Source organism: Bacillus sp. LH1, from assembly GCF_057924895.1.
The window spans coordinates 2,258,434-2,275,375 of the sequence record NZ_CM175007.1; the positions used below are offsets into that span (position 1 = coordinate 2,258,434).

The following is a 16,942-nucleotide window of genomic DNA, read 5'->3' on the forward strand; positions in this document are numbered from 1 at the left end:
GTAGAGGTAGTAATTTTGACTTAAGAATATATAGAAAATGAGGGATGAAATTTTTTAGTTGAAAGGAAATCGATACTGAAAGTTATAATTTAATAATACAGGAGATTTTTTTTAATATCTGTAAAAATGATTGATAGGACGAGATTACATAATAAATGAATAGTAGGGTATATTTCGAATGTTTTATGTGGCATACATGTTAAAGTTGATAGAAATATTTCTGAAAGAGAATATATTTTGAAAAACAGTAAAGATTCTTTTTATTTATATTATAGATAGCTAGTTTTAGAGAGAGGAGGCTTACAATAAAACAAGCTATGAATAAGACATTCAAAAGGAGCTGGAATGTATGGGGTATATTGTAGATATTTCAAAATGGAATGGAACTATTAATTGGGATATTGCAGCATCTCAGCTAGATTTAGTGATTGCTAGAGTTCAAGATGGCTCTAATACGGTGGATTTTATGTATCAAAATTATGTTAGTGAAATGAAAAAGCATAGTATCCCATTCGGTAATTATGCTTTTTGCCGTTTTATATCTATTGCTGATGCAAAGAAAGAGGCACAAGATTTTTGGAATCGTGGTGATCAATCAGCTAAGTTTTGGGTGGCGGACGTAGAAGTTCAAACGATGGCAGATATGCAAGGCGGGACACAGGCATTTATTGATGAATTACGCCGTTTAGGTGCGGAAAAAGTAGGATTATACGTAGGGCATCACACGTATTTATCATTTGGAGCATGTAATATTGAAGCTGATTTTGTATGGATCCCTCGTTATGGAGGGAATAAGCCAGCATATCCATGCGATATGTGGCAATATACGGATTCAGGGAATGTTCCTGGGATTGGGAAATGTGATCTGAATCGATTAGTAGGAAATAAGTCACTTTCTTGGTTTATAGATTCCAACAAAGCAAATCAATCTAACATAGTGTATACACAGCAACCGAATGGCATTGGTATTGCAGTTTCGAAATATCCTGATGGATACGGAATAAATTTATATGAAACTCCCATGACCCCTCAATTTACAGGTGCACTCACTTAGAAAATTCCATATTTAATCTTAACAGGTTATTGGGGAGGCGGTGAGCAAGATATGATTTGTTTAGAGAACGATAAGCAGTGGGCATATTTAAAACATTTTAATGTGAAATGGTTTTATGCAACTTCGAAATATCCTGTCGGTTACGGAGTAAATTATTATGAAGAGCCTGAATGTATGAATTATAAAGGGAATATAGATGGATCGACATCTTTTCGAGTGTGGGGTAGAGTGGGAAATGCGGTAGATATCGGGCAGAATAGTTGGATACCTGAAAAACATGTAATTATTAAGTAACTATAGCGGCAGTATTGTTTTTAAGGAGTATGTAAAGAGTCTTCTTACTATACATAATAGTAAGAAGACTCTTTACGTTTAAAAATGAAAATACATGATACATAGTCTACTCATATGAAATGAATTACATGTAGAAAACACACTGTTTTCACAATGACTGTGTATAGTTAATTTGCATAATGATAAAAGTGAGGTATTTGAATTGAAAAAGAAAAAAATATTTATTGGAACAATTATTTCATGCGTGATGCTAGCATTATCTGCATGTGGTTCCTCAGACAACGTAGTAACATCAAAAGTAGGGAATGTTACAGAGAAAGAATTAAGTAAAGAATTACGACAACAATATGGAGAAAGTACTTTATATCAAATGATGTTAAGTAAGGCATTGTTAGATAAATATAAAGTTTCAGATGAGGAAGCAAAAAAGAAAGTAGAAGAAGCAAAAGATAAAATGGGTGAGAACTTTAAATCGACTTTAGAACAACTTGGATTGAAAAACGAAGATGAATTAAAAGAAAAAATGAAGCCAGAAATTGCATTTGAGAAAGCGATTAAAGCAACAGTTACAGATAAAGATGTGAAAAATAACTATAAACCAGAAATGAAAGTAAGTCACATTTTAGTGAAAGATGAAAAAACGGCTAAAGAAATAAAGGAGAAAGTAAATAATGGTGAAGATTTTGCTGCCTTAGCAAAACAGTATTCAGAGGATACTGGTTCAAAGGAACAGGGCGGGGAAATATCTGGTTTTGCTCCTGGGCAAACAGTGAAAGAATTTGAGGAAGCTGCGTATAAATTAGATGCAGGCCAAGTAAGTGATCCGGTTAAAACAACTTACGGTTACCATATTATTAAAGTGACGGATAAAAAAGAATTGAAGCCATTTGATGAAGTAAAGGATAAAATTCGTAAAGATATAGAACAACAAAGACTACAAGATACGACAGGTAAATGGAAACAACAAGTAGTCAATGATTTATTGAAAGATGCTGATATTAAAGTGAATAATAAAGAATTTAAAGATACATTTAAATTTCTAGAAAAGAAATAATGACTGTAATCATAATTAGAAAAGGGAACTCATATAGAGTTCCCTTTTCTAATTAGTGTGTGAGTTATAAATAGATAGTAAGACAATACAATATTACATTTAAATATTAAGAATTACAATGGGAAATTATGGTTTATAATTATTTCAACGAAAGTGGATATTCTACGGTTTTCATTATGCAAGTTTATTACATATATTTACTCTTTAATAATGAATATCGAACATAATTTAAAAAATAATACATATAATGTTTTTGAATAAATATTTAACATGGATAATTAGTAAAAAGCTGAGCATTCGATTGGAAAGGATGTTCTTTTTGTTGTGAAAATTTTAGGATAAAGAATGAATCGTTTTAAACGCATCATTTACCACATCAATAAATTAAGGTGGGGAGAATATATGAAAGTAATCTTTCAAGGAGAGGGCGGAGCGAAAATTTTTGAGTCATATGATGAAAATATAAGTGATTTATTAGTTATATTAAAAGAAACGAAAGGGATTAAAATTGGGATGGTTGAGTATAAAGTGTTAAAGTACGAACTTAATTATTTTCGTCATCCGAAAAAAGCGGATACAGAGAGAGAGTTACATATAATAGTACAACCTAAGTATATGTAATAAAATATAATAATAAAAATCACTGATTCAGTTTTGTAAAGTTCCATAGAGTATGTAAGAAAAGAGAGTGTTGTAAATGCTCTCTTTTCTTATGCTTTGTGAGTTCGTTCATCATAGTATATGTTTTCAGTTATAGATGGTTAATAAACGATAAAAATTTAAAACTTTTTCGTTTAGGCAGGGATTTTATATTTGAGTAAATAAATATACTATGAAGTATTTTTTATACGAATATTGGAGGAGTATAAAATGAGTTTAGCAAGTTACATAGGCTGTAATGTAGAAATTCCGTTAACGGATCCAGATTCTAATGATGTAATTGTTTTTGGACCGTGTTTTTCAGATGAAAGTATGCTTGAAATTGTACAAGATTATCAATTCCAAACAAATTACACATATGAGGTTTCAACTAATTGGGGAATTGAACTTGTCGAGTGGCAAAATGTAAAGGAAAAAAAGAAGCGAAAGAAAAACTTTTAACTTTATGCAAGATTATGGAAAGTTATTTGGAAGATGGAGACTATTTCGAATTATTTAGTTGTTGGGTTGGTGATGAAGATAAGGAACGAGTAGGGGAATTGAACTTAAAAATAAATCATTTTAATATAGATGAATTATGTATTCCAGAAAGAACATTAGTTAGGATAGAAAAATAAGCTTTGAATATTTTTTAGAAAAAGGCGATTTCACTTTGTGTGAGGTCGCCTTTTAGTTTTTATATGCATTTTATATAAGAAATGAAAAGTTTATTTGATAAAGGAAAAAATATGGAGATAAATAAAATTATGTTTTTTGTTAAGAAATAATAAGTATAGCTCTTCTCAAAGGAACGTAAGTTCGTGTATAATAAGAACGAATGTTCTTTTGAGAGGTAACCTAATTATAGTTTAGAAGTAAATTCGAGTTTAGTAAGTATTAAAAATAACTAAGGGATAGCATGAATAAATAAATGTATAAATGATCAAGGAGATAAAAAATGAACGATGTAAAGATACAAAAAGAAGAAAGAGAGTGGGTTCCGTTTACAGTAATGTCCGAACAACTTTTAAATATGAGAAAGATTATTGGAGAGAAATTAAAAGTACAAAAACCGCTTTTAACAAATGAAGCAAAAGAGAGGATTTCTGATAAATTATTAACGTCATTACTGTCTGAGAAAGAAATATTGGTAACATATTTTGAAGATGGTTACATATTAACAAGCTACATGACTGTTGTACATATCAATCCGGTAAAACAAATTGTAATTTGTACAGACGCCTTTTATAAAACTTACGTATTTAACGCTATGGATATTATTGAAATAATGTAAAAGAAGCTGAATATTTAAATGGCAGCTTTTTTTATTTCTGATTTATGAGACAAATAATATAAGAAAAAGCAGCTAGCTTTGTGCTAGCTGCTGAGCCCCAGGGAAAGGGAGAAAAAGATAGGGTACTCCAAAATCGATAAGAGCTGTCAAACAGCCTGATTATAGTATAGACAAATTAAAATTTTCTATACAAAAAGTTGAACATAAGATTAGGCTGTACCCACTTGGTTTTGATCTGCAAGGTCAGAATCAAATGTATTGGTCGCGCTAACACCGCTAAAAGTATTAACAACAAAACCAACGTTTGATGCGCCGGAACCATTATAAGCTTTCGTATTTTCTTTCGGAGAAACGTTGTAGAAATCACCTAAGTTAAATGATCCATTACTATTTTGTACAACTAAATTTCCTACAACTGATGGCATAATTTTCACCTGCTTTATAAAAAGTTGTTAACATTACTATATGGAGTTATAGTCCAGATGGTTCATATAATAAAAATTGTGGAATAGTAAAACGTTTGGAGCATGGATTTCAATAAAAGTGTGTTAAAATTAATATAATAAAGTTGAGTAATTTTTTTAAAAATTTGTATAATTGATATATATGAAAATAAAGGAGGCAAAATGTAATGAAAGATATTATGAAAAAAGTTGATTTAACAGATGCCAAATCAAGTAATCTTGTTGCACTAATTTATAGTAATGAAGTTATATTAGTTGAAGACGCATTTTGTCCAAATGAAATAAAATTAAAGTTTAATGAAATTGCAATTTTATCTGCAATTAAAACAGCTCATATTGCGAAAGTGTCTATTAGGAAAGAACTTGAAGCGCTTTTTCATGATACGGGTGTTATATTAGTGAAACAAAATGTTGATTATGGTAGTAGCCAATCTATTACCATGCATTTTGAGCAATTTAAAAAGTTGCAAGATGAGATTGAACATTTAAATAAAAGTATGTAATAAAGCAGCTAAATAAAGGTTCTATCATAAAGGTGGAATGTGTTGTGTTGAAAAAGTGGTTTAAAAATTATTTGGGTGAATCGCATTGTAAACATAAATATATTTTTATTAAGATGCAGGATAATGAGGATTTTAAAAAAGGTACATTAGGTGTAGTTTATATTTACCAGTGTGAGAAATGTGGAAAAGAGAAGTTGAAATATAAAAACAATAATGAAATAAACAATGAATTTTTAGATATATAGCAAAAAGTAACCATGATGGTTACTTTTTTTGTTTATGTATACAATATCAAAACCATTACTAAAGTATGAGTTGAGTTAATACTATAGTAAATCGCTGAATAAAAATGAAGAGAGTAAGATATAGGGAAGGAGGATGAGAGAAATGAAGCGAAAAGAAATTAGTAAATCTGTAATTATTACAGGCGTGACACAAGGGTTAGGGCGTGCGATGGTTGATCGATTTCATGAATTAGGGTGGAACATATATGGTTGTGGACGTTCAAAAGATAAAATTGAAGAACTAAAAAAACAGTACAGTAAAATACATGATTTCCAAGTAATTGATGTTTCAGATTCTCAGCAAGTTAACAATTGGGCAAATTATATACTTAATACACATACAGCTCCCGATATGATAATAAATAATGCATCGATTGTAAATCAAAATGCACAACTTTGGAAAATTACGGCTCAAGAATTCGAAAATGTAATGAATGTAAACGTGAATGGTGTAGTAAATGTAATAAGAGCATTTGTTCCAGCGATGGTAGCTAGGAAAGAAGGAATTATCATTAATATGAGTTCTAGTTGGGGGAGAGAAGGTGAGGCTGAGCTTGCGCCATATTGTGCCTCGAAATTTGCTATTGAAGGTATCACTAAATCTATGGCCCTGGAATTACCCCATGGCATGGCTGTACTTGCTTTAGATCCTGGAGGGAGTATTAGTACTCCAATGCTGAAGTCATGTGCGCCACAATATATAAATGAATCGCCTACACCTGAAACTTGGTCACATAAAGCAATTGAATATATATTGAATATAACAATAGATAAAAATGGAGATTCATTGACATGCCCAGCATGCATATAAAAAGCACCTTTAAGGTGCTTTTATATTAGTAGCACATTATATCATTCACAAAATTACATCTAAAAAATAAAATAAAAGATTAAGGGTGAGATTTGTTTGTTTTGAAAGCTTTAGAAAATATTTAAATAGGTGATAAAAATGAATCCAAGCAGTTTAAAAGTGACAGGGGCATGGTTTCAAGTGGGAGGGAACCTTACAGCTGCTATTGGAACGACAAGAGGATTTATTGGAGAAGAGAAAGTTGAATCGGATCTTGTTATTGTAGGAAGCTCATTACAAGCCCTCGGATATATATTACAAATCATTGCGAGCAATTATGATGATGGGGAAGAAAAAAGAGAAAATCAAAATATAGACTTAGAGAATCAAAGTAAATTACTTGATCAAATAGGAATTGAGTTATTAGCATTAGGCAATATATCAAATGTAATAGGAACATATTTTAATATAAATGAACATTTGAAAGAAAATGATTATCTTATCATTACAGGGAACAGTTTACAATCAATCGGTGCTTTTTTAGGAGTAGAAGCAGCTTTGTTGGATATAAATGTATTACAGAAAATTATTATACTGGGTAACTCCATGCAAAGTTTAGGGGCTGGATTACAAGCGTATCAAGGTGTTTCAAATGTATTGAAAGATGAGAGAGAAAATGAAGATAGTATTTTTGATAAGAAGGATGAGAGAATCATTGCACTCATTGGTATTTGGATACAAGCGATAGGAACGTTAATTTCTGCAATTGGAGTAACTGCAATAGAGGAAGAAAATAGGCTAGAAAACAATAAAAAGTCTGAAATACTTATTTAAATAGAAGGAGATACATTGATTTTAGAGGTAGGTTAAGATTAAAATGGTAGTAGGTTTTTTTGCGTATATTTTGAAAAGTGATATATAAAATACAAAATAAGGAGTTTTCAAGGGATGATGTATTTATTAGCAATTCTTCTTCCACCTGTTGCTGTATTATTTTGTGGAAAACCAATTCAGGCAATCATAAATTTCATATTAACATTAATATTTTGGGTTCCAGGAGTTATACATGCAATTCTTGTAGTGCATGATAAAAAAGCTGATCGGCGTTTGAAAAAACAAATTCAAGCATATGATGAAATTAATAAGAGGAATCGAAGATAATTCATCTGCAAAATGTTTTTAAAAGAAAGGAGGATTAACCTCCTTTCTTTTTTAGTGGGTGTTAAGTTTAGATTTTTGTGTGGCGGAAAGAATTTTTAATGTAAGTATTATGATAATAACTTTTAGATTGTGCATGTAATAGGCCAGTATAAATACTTTCTGGTACATTAAAGAAATCGTACATACCATTCTTTAATTGGATTCGCAAAATCATAGAAAAAGGATTATAACCAACAGCAACTATATTTTTTGAAATTACGGGAGATAGCTTCATCATTACGCAACTCCTCACTTTTTATTTTTAATACTTTTTTGTAGATGTTGAGGTTGTGATGTTGAAATCCTTATAATTTAAGAGGTATTATACTTATATGCAATATATTAAATGTTTGTTATACGTAATTATAAGGAAGTTCACACGAAGTACATATCGTTGTGCTATTTTTATTTCACCTTTGATTTATAAATAAGAAAATATTGACCATTTGAAAAAAAGGTATATTATTTATACGAGGTATTAAAAATTCACTTTTTACATTCTATGCTTCAAGGGGCAGCGTTATTAGGAAAAATAGAAGTGAAAATAGTTTGTATAAGAAGTATTCTAAAATTTATAATCTGTGAATTGGGAAAATATTGAATGCTCCAGGTCAATATACTTTCTTAATCAAATTTATTTTAGAAAGTGACCTCAATATTTTTAAGTAAATCAACGGGAGAATTGAAAGGCAGGAGAAAGTAACATGTCAGAAAATTATCGTTCTCGAGAGGAACGACGACAAGTTAAAAAGAAAAAACAACCAGCTTCTAAAACACAAAAGCCAAAAGGTAAAACATCATTCTTTCGCAAGTTTTTAATTACTTGTTTATTACTTGGTATTGTTGGTTTAGTGGCAGGGGTTGCTACCTTTTTCGTAATGATTAAGGATGCACCAAAACTTGAGAAAGCAAAACTTGTTAATCCGTTATCCTCAAAAATTTATGATAAAAACGGGGATTTGGTATATGAATATGGAAAAGAAAAAAGGACGAATGTTACGTATGAGCAAATACCTAAATTAGTAGAAAATGCATTTTTAGCGACAGAAGATTCACGTTTTTATGAGCATAGCGGAGTAGATTTTAAAGGTACTGCCCGTGCTGTTCTAGTAAGTCTTAAAGGGGATTATGGTTCTCAAGGTGGAAGTACGATAACACAGCAAGTTATAAAAAACTACTTCTTATCAATGGACAAAACACCAAAGCGTAAGGCGCAAGAAATATATTTAGCTTATAAGCTAGAACAACAGTATTCAAAACATGAAATATTAGAGATGTACTTAAATAAAATTAACTTAGGAAACCGTTCATATGGGATCGCAACAGCAGCACAAAACTACTATGGTAAAGAATTGAAGGACTTAACATTACCAGAAGTTGCGATGCTTGCAGGTTTACCGAAAGCACCGAATAACTATGATCCAACGAAAAAAGAAAATGTTCAAAAAGCAACAGAAAGAAGAAATGTTGTTCTAAGTTTAATGAACCGACATGGATATATAACAAAACAGGAAATGGAAGAAGCATCAAAAGTTGACGTAGAAAAGGGGCTTAAGCCTGCAGCTCAACTACAAACAATGCCATACCCTGCATTTATGGATGCAGTTGTGAAAGAAGTAGAAAAAGAATTACCAGATGCTAATATCGGTTCTGACGGTTTAGAAATTTATACAACGTTAGATCCGAAAGCACAGAAACTTGCAGATAATATTTTAAATAATAATATCATTGATTATCCGAACGATAAATTCCAAGGTGCATTCACATTTATGGATACGAAAACAGGAGAAGTTCGTGCTATAGGTAGTGGCCGTGGAGAAAATAAAGCTGTATTTAAAGGGCATAATATGGCAATTGAATTAGATCGTGCAGCTGGTTCAACGATGAAGCCGATTTTCGACTACGCTCCTGCAATTGAATATTTAAAATGGGCTACGTACCATCAAATTGATGACTCTCCATTTAAGTATTCAACGGGACAAGAAGTACGAAATGCAGATAGAAGTCATATGGGTCCAATTACAATGCGTGAAGCATTAAAAATGTCGCGTAATATTCCTGCAATTAAAACTGCAAAAGAAGTAGGGATTAGTAAATCGAAAGAATTCTCTGAGAAACTAGGTATTACATTTAATACAGCACCGACAGAATCGACAGCGATTGGTACAAATGAAGTATCGCCAACTGAAATAGCGGGTGCTTATGCGGCATTTGGTAATGAAGGTAAATATACGAAACCGCATTTTGTTAAGAAAGTCGTTTATCCAGACGGTAAGTCACAAAGTTTTGGACAAAAACCAAAACAAGTTATGACAGATTCTACAGCATACATGATTACTGATATGCTTCGTTCTGTAGTTACATCAGGTACTGGTACATCGGCAAATGTAGGCTCTTTAGATGTAGCTGGTAAAACGGGTACGACAAACTATTCATCAAAGCAATTAGCTCAATATAAAATTCCAGAAAGTGCAACTCGTGATAGTTGGTTCGCTGGATATACACCGCAATATACGATGGCAGTATGGACTGGGTATATGAAAGATGGTAAAGACGAGTATATTAGTAGTAAAAATACGAAAATTGCACAGTTGATCTTTAAAGAAATGATGAGCGAAATGGCTACAGATAAATCACGCTTTAAAATGCCAAGTAGTGTTATTCAAGAAGGTAGTGAGCTACGTATAAAAGGTGAAAAACGTGATTCATCGCCAAATACTAGCGTACCGGATACAACGGAGCAACCAAAACAAGATCAACAGCAAAAAACTGAAGAAGAGAAAAAGCAAGAAGAATTAAAGAAACAAGAAGAACTGAAAAAACAAGAAGAACAAAAGAAACAAGAGGAACTTAAGAAGCAAGAAGAACAAAAGAAACTAGAAGAGCAAAAGAAACAAGAAGAACAAAATAATGGAAATGGCCAAGGAACGACACCTCCAGCAAATAACGGAGGAGGTCAAGGAAATACGACACCTCCAGCAAATAACGGAGGAGGTCAAGGAAATACGACACCTCCAGCAAATAATGGAGGAGGTCAAGGAAATACGACACCTCCAGCAAATAATGGAGGAGGTCAAGGAAATACGACACCTCCAGCAAATAACGGAGGAGGTCAAGGAAATACAACTCCACCAGCGACCACACAACCAGAGACTGGCGGTAATGCAGGAGAGACCCCTGCTAATAATGGGCAATAAGAAAAATTTATAAAAAATATTAAAAAGCACTTAAGATTTGTGAAAATTACAATCTTAAGTGCTTTTTTCGTTTAAATGTAGTCGCTATGAAATGATGTGTTTTAAATGTTAAACGTACCATAAAAATTTTGAAAATAAATTGATGGGAAATGATAAAAGACTTGAGCCTGAGGTAGTGGAGCGTGGCTAGGATGATAAAAGGTAGTGCTACTTGGATGGGCACCATGATGCCAAAATGAAGGGGTAGCTTGACCTGGTGATTGGTATTGTTGCCAAATTGCTGGAAGTTCAATGCCGACATCGGAACTTGCTGTATGAACGGCGGGGGCATGTATTTCGGGTATCGAAGGAACCGCGACAGTTACTCTTGATGATAATACCCACATAAAATAATCACTCCTAAGTTGTGATAATAAATTAGTATATTCTTTTCACACGTATAAAGGTACATATATAGGACTTTCGTTTAAAATATGCGTACAAAGTCTTAAGACTAATGTAAGCTGATGGTGGACTATTTAATATGAAAAGATACGTCTATTTGCGGAGGGAAAAGAGATAAAAAAAATATACAATGAGGGTGTTAATCGTAATATTTTACGAGTGTATGGAGGTATTTTTATGGAACGATTATGGACGAAATCATTTATTCAAATGACTTTCGCAATGTTATTTTTATTTACAGGATTTTATTTACTTGTTCCAACGCTCCCGCTCTTTATTAAAGAGATAGGTGGCAATGAATCGCAAGTTGGACTTATGATGGGGATGTTTACAATAGCTGCTGTTGTAATACGACCGATTATTGGAGGAATGTTAGATCAATATGGTAGAAGATCCTTTATTATTTTCGGACTCATCTTTTTTGGCTTAACGATGTATTCCTATAATATAGCATCGACTATTGTCCTTTTAGCTGTTTTACGTGTTATTCACGGAGTAACATGGGCTGTTTCTACAACAGCTGTTGGAACAGCAATAACGGATATTATTCCAGATTCACGCCGCGGTGAAGGTATGGGTTGGTACGGGATGGCGATGACAATTGCAATGGCGATCGGACCTATGATTGGATTATGGGTTGTGCAAAATTATTCATTTGATGGTCTATTTTTATTAGCGACGTTGTTATCTTTTATGGCAGTCGTATTATCATTAATAACGAAGATCCCATTTACGCCACAAAAAGAAAAAGGGAAAATTCAGCTATTTGAGAAATCCGTATTAACAATCACGATTGTAGTATTCTTTTTATCGTTTGCATATGGAGGAATAACAACCTTTTTACCGTTATTTGCATCATCAATTCATGTAAACCCGGGAACTTTCTTTCTTGTATATGCAATTGCATTAACAATTGTAAGACCAATTTCAGGGAAACTATTAGATAAGTATGGAGAAGTATTCATTATACTTCCAGCATTATGTATTACTATTTTAGCTATAGTTGTTTTAACTATTTCAAATGGTTTGATAGGTGTAATTATCGCAGCAACATTATACGGTATTGGATTTGGTTCAGCGCAGCCAGCTTTGCAAGCGGCAATGCTTACAATTGTCGATCCGAGTAAAAGAGGAGTTGCAAATGCTTCATTTTTTACAGCGTTTGATTTAGGAATCGGGTTAGGTGCTATTTTACTTGGAGTTGTTTCACAAATGTTTGGTTATCGTATTTTATTTTCAGGGAGTGCAATTTCAGCATTGATAGCCTTAATTATTTTCGTCTTCTTTGTAAAACAACGATTAGGAAAAAAAGAGTTTGCGTAAACTGGAGGAATAAAGATGAGAATTTCAATTGATCGTAAAGCTCTGCAATGGTTCCAGGAAGAATTACGTATAAAGCACGGTGAATCTGTACGTTTTACTGTAAGGTACGGAGGGGATAGTTCAATTCAGCCCGGATATTCTTTAGGGGTTGTTGCTGAGAAACCCGATGGCGAAATAGTGTCAGTTGAGAAGGAAGGTATTATATTTTTTGTAGATTCTGATGATCTTTGGTATTTTCAAAACTATGATTTATTTGTAAGTTATCATGAGGAAATGGAAGAAATTCAATTTAATTATGTAAAATAATAACTTTATTAAAAATGAATAAGTTTTATATAAAAATTATATTTAAGAGATAGTGAAATAAATATCATATAGTAACGAGCTGTATTTATGTACAGCTCGTTTTTTCTATTTCTCAAATAAAATTAGAATAATTGTATATTTGGCGGTGTTATATGAAAAATCTTTATATCTTGTTTTTGAAAATACGCAAAGAAGTCTATCCTTTCTTTATAAAATATAAGAATTATTTTCAAAAAATTGTATTGTTACAGTAAGAAAAGTGTAGGAAACTTATCATTATAAAATAAATTGAAATCTTCTAAAAACTCTGATACATTGAAATAGAAATGTAGTTTCACAATATTGTAAAGGCTTACAGTTATGTGCACGAAGATCTATTAGGATTGGAGGAAATAATGATGAAAGCTGAAGAGAAATTTTCCCCGGGATTAGATGGTATAGTGGCAGCGGAGACGAAAATCTCGTTTCTTGACACAGTAAAAGGTGAAATTGTAATTCAAGGGTATGACTTAATCGAACTCTCAAAAACAAAAGAGTATTTAGACATTGTGCACCTTTTATTGGAGGAACACCTACCGAATGAAGATGAAAAAGTAACACTTGAAAAGAAATTAAAAGAAGAATATGCAGTACCAGAAGGTGTATTCAACGTACTAAAGGCATTGCCTAAAGAGACGCATCCCATGGATGGATTACGTACAGGTGTGTCAGCGTTAGCTGGTTACGATAATGATATCGAAAACCGCTCGTTAGAAGTGAATAAAAGCCGAGGGTACAAGCTGTTAAGTAAAGTGCCAAACATTGTAGCGAATAGCTATCATATTTTAAATAATGAGGAGCCAATTGAACCTCTTAAAGAATTATCTTATAGTGCGAATTTCTTCTATATGTTAACTGGTAAAAAACCAACTGAACTTGAGGAAAAGATCTTTGATCGTTCCCTTGTTTTATATAGTGAGCATGAAATGCCAAACTCTACATTTACAGCTCGCGTTATTGCATCAACACAATCAGATTTATACGGTGCTTTAACAGGTGCAGTTGCATCTTTAAAAGGAAGTTTACATGGCGGTGCAAATGAAGCGGTTATGTACATGCTTTTAGAAGCTGGTAATGTTGAGAAATTTGAAGAGTTATTACAGAAGAAACTATATAACAAAGAAAAAATTATGGGCTTTGGACACCGTGTTTATATGAAGAAGATGGATCCAAGAGCACTTATGATGAAGGAAGCTTTAAAACAGTTATGTGATGTAAAAGGTGATTATACACTATATGAAATGTGTGAAGCTGGAGAAAAGATTATGGAAAAAGAAAAAGGAATTTATCCAAATCTTGATTATTATGCAGCTCCAGTATATTGGATGCTAGGTATTCCAATTCAACTTTACACACCAATCTTCTTTAGCTCTAGAACAGTGGGGTTATGTGCGCACGTTATTGAGCAACATGCAAATAATCGTTTGTTCCGTCCACGTGTAAATTATATTGGCGAGCGACATGTACTTAGTAAATAAGAACAACTGGGGAGTTGTTAGCGCCGCCCGCCAGATGGGTGTTTGACCGACACCCATCATTAATAATAACGAATTTTCGACAGAAAGGGAAGAATAGCATGATTAAAACAAATGAAATTAAGCAAAAAGATGCATTATTAGAAGAGATTACCGATTATGTATTAAATAAAGAGGTTACTAGTGCAGAAGCATTCAGTACAGCTCGTTACGTATTACTTGATACACTTGGATGTGGAATTTTAGCACTGCAATATCCAGAATGTACGAAATTACTAGGACCAGTTGTGCCAGGAACAATCGTGCCAAATGGTACACGTGTACCAGGTACGTCTTATGTACTAGATCCAGTAAAAGGTGCATTTAATATCGGATGTATGATCCGTTGGTTAGACTATAACGATACTTGGCTTGCAGCAGAGTGGGGACATCCATCTGATAACCTAGGCGGAATTTTAGCAGTTGCAGATTATATTAGCCGTGTTCGTATTTCAGAAGGAAAAGAAGCTTTAAAAGTACGTGAAGTATTAGAAATGATGATTAAAGCACATGAAATTCAAGGCGTGCTTGCTTTAGAAAACAGCTTAAACAGAGTTGGTCTTGACCATGTATTATATGTAAAAGTAGCAACAACTGCAGTAGTTGCGAAAATGCTTGGCGGAACACGTGAAGAAATCTTTAATGCATTATCACATGCGTGGATTGATAATTCTAGTCTTCGTACATATCGTCATGCTCCAAATACGGGCTCACGTAAATCATGGGCTGCAGGTGACGCAACGAGCCGCGGTGTTCATCTTGCAATGACTGCTCTAAAAGGTGAAATGGGTTATCCAACAGCATTATCTGCGCCAGGATGGGGATTCCAAGATGTATTATTCAATAAACAAGAATTAAAATTAGCAAGACCACTAGAGTCATATGTAATGGAAAATGTATTATTTAAAGTGTCATATCCAGCAGAATTCCATGCACAAACGGCTGCAGAATGTGCAGTGAAGTTGCATCCGGAAATTAAAGAGAGATTAGATGAAATTGACCGTATTACAATTACAACTCATGAATCAGCAATTCGTATTATTGATAAAGAAGGTCCATTAAATAACCCAGCTGATCGTGATCATTGCTTACAATACATTACGGCAATTGGTTTATTAAAAGGAGATATCGTTGCAGACGATTATGAAGATGCAGTAGCAAACGATCCACGTGTAGATGAATTACGTAATAAGATGGTTGTTGTTGAAAACAAACAGTACAGTTTAGATTACCTTGACCCGAACAAGCGCTCAATCGCCAACGCTGTTCAAGTTCACTTTAAAGATGGCACAGTAACAGAAAATGTGGAATGTGAATATCCGCTTGGTCACCGCTTCCGTAGAGACGAAGCAATTCCAAAAGTTGTTCAAAAATTCACTGCAAATATGTCAGGTCATTATTCTAGTAAGCAACAAGAACAAATTCATGAAGTTTGTTTAAATGAAGAAAAACTAGAAAATATGAATGTAAACGAATTTGTAGATCTATTCTTAATTTAATAATAGGGGGGAATTTAGAATGGCTTGGGTTGTGAAAAAACAGTCAACACAAGAGGAGCTTGCGAATCGATTCCGAGCTTTAGTAGAAGCAAATGAAATTTTGCAAATTCCAGGTGCTCATGATGCAATGGCAGCTCTTGTTGCGAAAAATACAGGTTTTTCAGCTCTTTATTTATCAGGAGCTGCTTATACTGCAAGTAAAGGTTTACCAGATTTAGGTATCGTGACGTCTACTGAAGTGGCTGAGAGAGCAAGAGATTTAGTAAGAGCTACAGACTTACCTGTTCTTGTTGACATTGATACAGGATTTGGTGGTGTACTAAATGTGGCGAGAACAGCTGTAGAAATGGTGGAAGCGAAAGTAGCAGCTGTCCAAATTGAAGATCAGCAATTACCAAAAAAATGTGGACATTTAAATGGTAAGAAACTTGTTACTACAGAAGAATTGGTTCAAAAAATTAAAGCGATTAAAGAAGTTGCACCGAGCTTATACATTGTAGCACGTACTGATGCTCGTGGCGTTGAAGGATTAGATGAAGCAATTGAAAGAGCAAATGCATATGTAAAAGCAGGTGCAGACGCAATTTTCCCTGAAGCGCTTCAATCAGAGGAAGAATTCCGTCTATTTAATAGTAAGGTAAATGCACCTTTGCTTGCGAATATGACTGAATTCGGAAAAACTCCATATTATAGTGCAGAGGAATTTGCGAATATGGGTTTCCAAATGGTTATTTATCCTGTAACTTCACTTCGCGTTGCAGCGAAAGCGTATGAAAATGTGTTTGCTTTAATTAAAGAAACAGGTTCTCAAAAAGATGCACTTTCTAATATGCAAACGAGAAGTGAATTATACGAAACAATTTCATATCATGACTTTGAAGAGTTAGATACTGGTATTGCAAAAACAGTATTATCAGAAGATCAATAGATAAAGCAGCGAAGGCGATGAAAATACATCTTTGGCAAAATAAAATGCTTGATGTGAAAAATCATCGCCTTCTATTTTCAAAAAAGATATTCCACTCATCGTAGACGAGCATAAGC

The 16,942-nt window shown here is 33.2% G+C and carries 18 protein-coding genes and 1 pseudogene; 16 read left to right on the forward strand and 3 right to left on the reverse strand.

Translation table 11 applies throughout. The annotated features are described in order from the left end of the window. Positions 1-349 precede the first annotated feature (349 nt). From ACX9TM_RS11875 to ACX9TM_RS11895, 5 genes and pseudogenes are all read left to right on the forward strand, one after another. Positions 350-1,348, forward strand: a pseudogene (locus ACX9TM_RS11875) (glycoside hydrolase family 25 protein). Between the two features lie 202 nt (positions 1,349-1,550). Then, complete coding sequence (locus ACX9TM_RS11880; RefSeq protein ID WP_000727348.1) at positions 1,551-2,402, forward strand: peptidylprolyl isomerase PrsA; 852 nt, start codon at positions 1,551-1,553, stop codon at positions 2,400-2,402. 402 nt (positions 2,403-2,804) lie between these two features. Continuing rightward, the gene (locus tag ACX9TM_RS11885) at positions 2,805-3,023 is read left to right on the forward strand and encodes a hypothetical protein (protein WP_000864275.1); all 219 of its coding nucleotides are present in this window, start codon (positions 2,805-2,807) and stop codon (positions 3,021-3,023) included. A gap of 249 nt (positions 3,024-3,272) precedes the next feature. Then, positions 3,273-3,503, forward strand: a complete 231-nt coding sequence (locus tag ACX9TM_RS11890; protein ID WP_000050504.1) for a KH domain-containing protein — start codon at positions 3,273-3,275, stop codon at positions 3,501-3,503. Positions 3,504-3,999: 496 nt separating this feature from the next. Next, on the forward strand, positions 4,000-4,335 hold the full coding sequence (locus ACX9TM_RS11895) for a YolD-like family protein (RefSeq protein ID WP_002024004.1): 336 nt from the start codon (positions 4,000-4,002) through the stop codon (positions 4,333-4,335). 209 nt (positions 4,336-4,544) lie between these two features. On the opposite strand, the gene gerPF is transcribed toward ACX9TM_RS11895, so the two are convergent. Next, positions 4,545-4,760 carry a spore germination protein GerPF gene (gene gerPF, locus ACX9TM_RS11900; protein WP_001141569.1) on the reverse strand — a complete coding sequence of 72 codons (216 nt, stop codon included), beginning with the start codon at positions 4,758-4,760 and terminating at the stop codon, positions 4,545-4,547. A 206-nt stretch (positions 4,761-4,966) separates the two neighbouring features. Here gerPF and ACX9TM_RS11905 point away from each other — a divergent pair, with 206 nt between their 5' ends. The 5 genes from ACX9TM_RS11905 (at position 4,967) to ACX9TM_RS11925 (ending at position 7,537) form a co-directional block, all read left to right on the forward strand. Then, the gene (locus ACX9TM_RS11905) at positions 4,967-5,302 is read left to right on the forward strand and encodes a hypothetical protein (protein ID WP_000651907.1); all 336 of its coding nucleotides are present in this window, start codon (positions 4,967-4,969) and stop codon (positions 5,300-5,302) included. A 44-nt stretch (positions 5,303-5,346) separates the two neighbouring features. Beyond that, positions 5,347-5,547: a hypothetical protein gene (locus tag ACX9TM_RS11910; RefSeq protein WP_000915143.1), complete on the forward strand. Its 201-nt coding sequence runs from the start codon at positions 5,347-5,349 to the stop codon at positions 5,545-5,547. Between the two features lie 142 nt (positions 5,548-5,689). Further along, positions 5,690-6,397 (forward strand): SDR family oxidoreductase, encoded by a 708-nt coding sequence (locus ACX9TM_RS11915; protein WP_000823061.1) that lies wholly within the window; start codon positions 5,690-5,692, stop codon positions 6,395-6,397. Between the two features lie 138 nt (positions 6,398-6,535). Next, on the forward strand, positions 6,536-7,210 hold the full coding sequence (locus ACX9TM_RS11920; protein ID WP_001070035.1) for a DUF6944 family repetitive protein: 675 nt from the start codon (positions 6,536-6,538) through the stop codon (positions 7,208-7,210). 114 nt (positions 7,211-7,324) lie between these two features. Further along, complete coding sequence (locus tag ACX9TM_RS11925) at positions 7,325-7,537, forward strand: YqaE/Pmp3 family membrane protein (protein ID WP_000990233.1); 213 nt, start codon at positions 7,325-7,327, stop codon at positions 7,535-7,537. 67 nt (positions 7,538-7,604) lie between these two features. Here ACX9TM_RS11925 and ACX9TM_RS11930 read toward each other — a convergent pair whose 3' ends face one another. Continuing rightward, entirely contained in the window at positions 7,605-7,814 is a 210-nt protein-coding gene (locus tag ACX9TM_RS11930; RefSeq protein WP_000977081.1) for a KTSC domain-containing protein, read from the reverse strand. 466 nt (positions 7,815-8,280) lie between these two features. On the opposite strand from ACX9TM_RS11930, the gene ACX9TM_RS11935 reads away from it, so the two are divergent. Continuing rightward, a complete protein-coding gene (locus tag ACX9TM_RS11935; protein ID WP_001293963.1) occupies positions 8,281-10,773 on the forward strand; it encodes a PBP1A family penicillin-binding protein in 2,493 nt (830 codons plus the stop codon). Between the two features lie 101 nt (positions 10,774-10,874). On the opposite strand, the gene ACX9TM_RS11940 is transcribed toward ACX9TM_RS11935, so the two are convergent. Next, positions 10,875-11,159, reverse strand: a complete 285-nt coding sequence (locus tag ACX9TM_RS11940) for a hypothetical protein (RefSeq protein WP_000270101.1) — start codon at positions 11,157-11,159, stop codon at positions 10,875-10,877. A gap of 235 nt (positions 11,160-11,394) precedes the next feature. On the opposite strand from ACX9TM_RS11940, the gene ACX9TM_RS11945 reads away from it, so the two are divergent. The 5 genes from ACX9TM_RS11945 to prpB all read left to right on the forward strand — a co-directional run bounded on the left by ACX9TM_RS11945 (position 11,395) and on the right by prpB (position 16,826). Then, positions 11,395-12,540: an MFS transporter gene (locus tag ACX9TM_RS11945; RefSeq protein WP_000440662.1), complete on the forward strand. Its 1,146-nt coding sequence runs from the start codon at positions 11,395-11,397 to the stop codon at positions 12,538-12,540. 15 nt (positions 12,541-12,555) lie between these two features. After that, entirely contained in the window at positions 12,556-12,846 is a 291-nt protein-coding gene (locus ACX9TM_RS11950) for a HesB/YadR/YfhF family protein (protein WP_001222842.1), read from the forward strand. Positions 12,847-13,241: 395 nt separating this feature from the next. Next, on the forward strand, positions 13,242-14,363 hold the full coding sequence (gene mmgD / locus ACX9TM_RS11955; protein WP_002041090.1) for a citrate synthase: 1,122 nt from the start codon (positions 13,242-13,244) through the stop codon (positions 14,361-14,363). 98 nt (positions 14,364-14,461) lie between these two features. Further along, positions 14,462-15,898: a 2-methylcitrate dehydratase gene (prpD, locus tag ACX9TM_RS11960; protein WP_072770356.1), complete on the forward strand. Its 1,437-nt coding sequence runs from the start codon at positions 14,462-14,464 to the stop codon at positions 15,896-15,898. Between the two features lie 19 nt (positions 15,899-15,917). Further along, positions 15,918-16,826 (forward strand): methylisocitrate lyase, encoded by a 909-nt coding sequence (prpB, locus tag ACX9TM_RS11965; protein ID WP_000312639.1) that lies wholly within the window; start codon positions 15,918-15,920, stop codon positions 16,824-16,826. Positions 16,827-16,942 lie beyond the last annotated feature (116 nt).

Excerpts from the sequence above, each read along its gene's own strand:
- ACX9TM_RS11885 (WP_000864275.1), top strand. The coding sequence starts at position 2,805 with ATGAAAGTAATCTTTCAAGGAGAGGGCGGAGCGAAAATTTTTGAGTCA.
- ACX9TM_RS11890 (WP_000050504.1), top strand. The coding sequence starts at position 3,273 with ATGAGTTTAGCAAGTTACATAGGCTGTAATGTAGAAATTCCGTTAACG.
- ACX9TM_RS11895 (WP_002024004.1), top strand. The coding sequence starts at position 4,000 with ATGAACGATGTAAAGATACAAAAAGAAGAAAGAGAGTGGGTTCCGTTT.
- gerPF (WP_001141569.1), bottom strand. The coding sequence starts at position 4,760 with ATGCCATCAGTTGTAGGAAATTTAGTTGTACAAAATAGTAATGGATCA.
- ACX9TM_RS11905 (WP_000651907.1), top strand. The coding sequence starts at position 4,967 with ATGAAAGATATTATGAAAAAAGTTGATTTAACAGATGCCAAATCAAGT.
- ACX9TM_RS11915 (WP_000823061.1), top strand. The coding sequence starts at position 5,690 with ATGAAGCGAAAAGAAATTAGTAAATCTGTAATTATTACAGGCGTGACA.
- ACX9TM_RS11920 (WP_001070035.1), top strand. The coding sequence starts at position 6,536 with ATGAATCCAAGCAGTTTAAAAGTGACAGGGGCATGGTTTCAAGTGGGA.
- ACX9TM_RS11925 (WP_000990233.1), top strand. The coding sequence starts at position 7,325 with ATGATGTATTTATTAGCAATTCTTCTTCCACCTGTTGCTGTATTATTT.
- ACX9TM_RS11930 (WP_000977081.1), bottom strand. The coding sequence starts at position 7,814 with ATGATGAAGCTATCTCCCGTAATTTCAAAAAATATAGTTGCTGTTGGT.
- ACX9TM_RS11935 (WP_001293963.1), top strand. The coding sequence starts at position 8,281 with ATGTCAGAAAATTATCGTTCTCGAGAGGAACGACGACAAGTTAAAAAG.
- ACX9TM_RS11940 (WP_000270101.1), bottom strand. The coding sequence starts at position 11,159 with ATGTGGGTATTATCATCAAGAGTAACTGTCGCGGTTCCTTCGATACCC.
- ACX9TM_RS11945 (WP_000440662.1), top strand. The coding sequence starts at position 11,395 with ATGGAACGATTATGGACGAAATCATTTATTCAAATGACTTTCGCAATG.
- ACX9TM_RS11950 (WP_001222842.1), top strand. The coding sequence starts at position 12,556 with ATGAGAATTTCAATTGATCGTAAAGCTCTGCAATGGTTCCAGGAAGAA.
- mmgD (WP_002041090.1), top strand. The coding sequence starts at position 13,242 with ATGATGAAAGCTGAAGAGAAATTTTCCCCGGGATTAGATGGTATAGTG.
- prpD (WP_072770356.1), top strand. The coding sequence starts at position 14,462 with ATGATTAAAACAAATGAAATTAAGCAAAAAGATGCATTATTAGAAGAG.
- prpB (WP_000312639.1), top strand. The coding sequence starts at position 15,918 with ATGGCTTGGGTTGTGAAAAAACAGTCAACACAAGAGGAGCTTGCGAAT.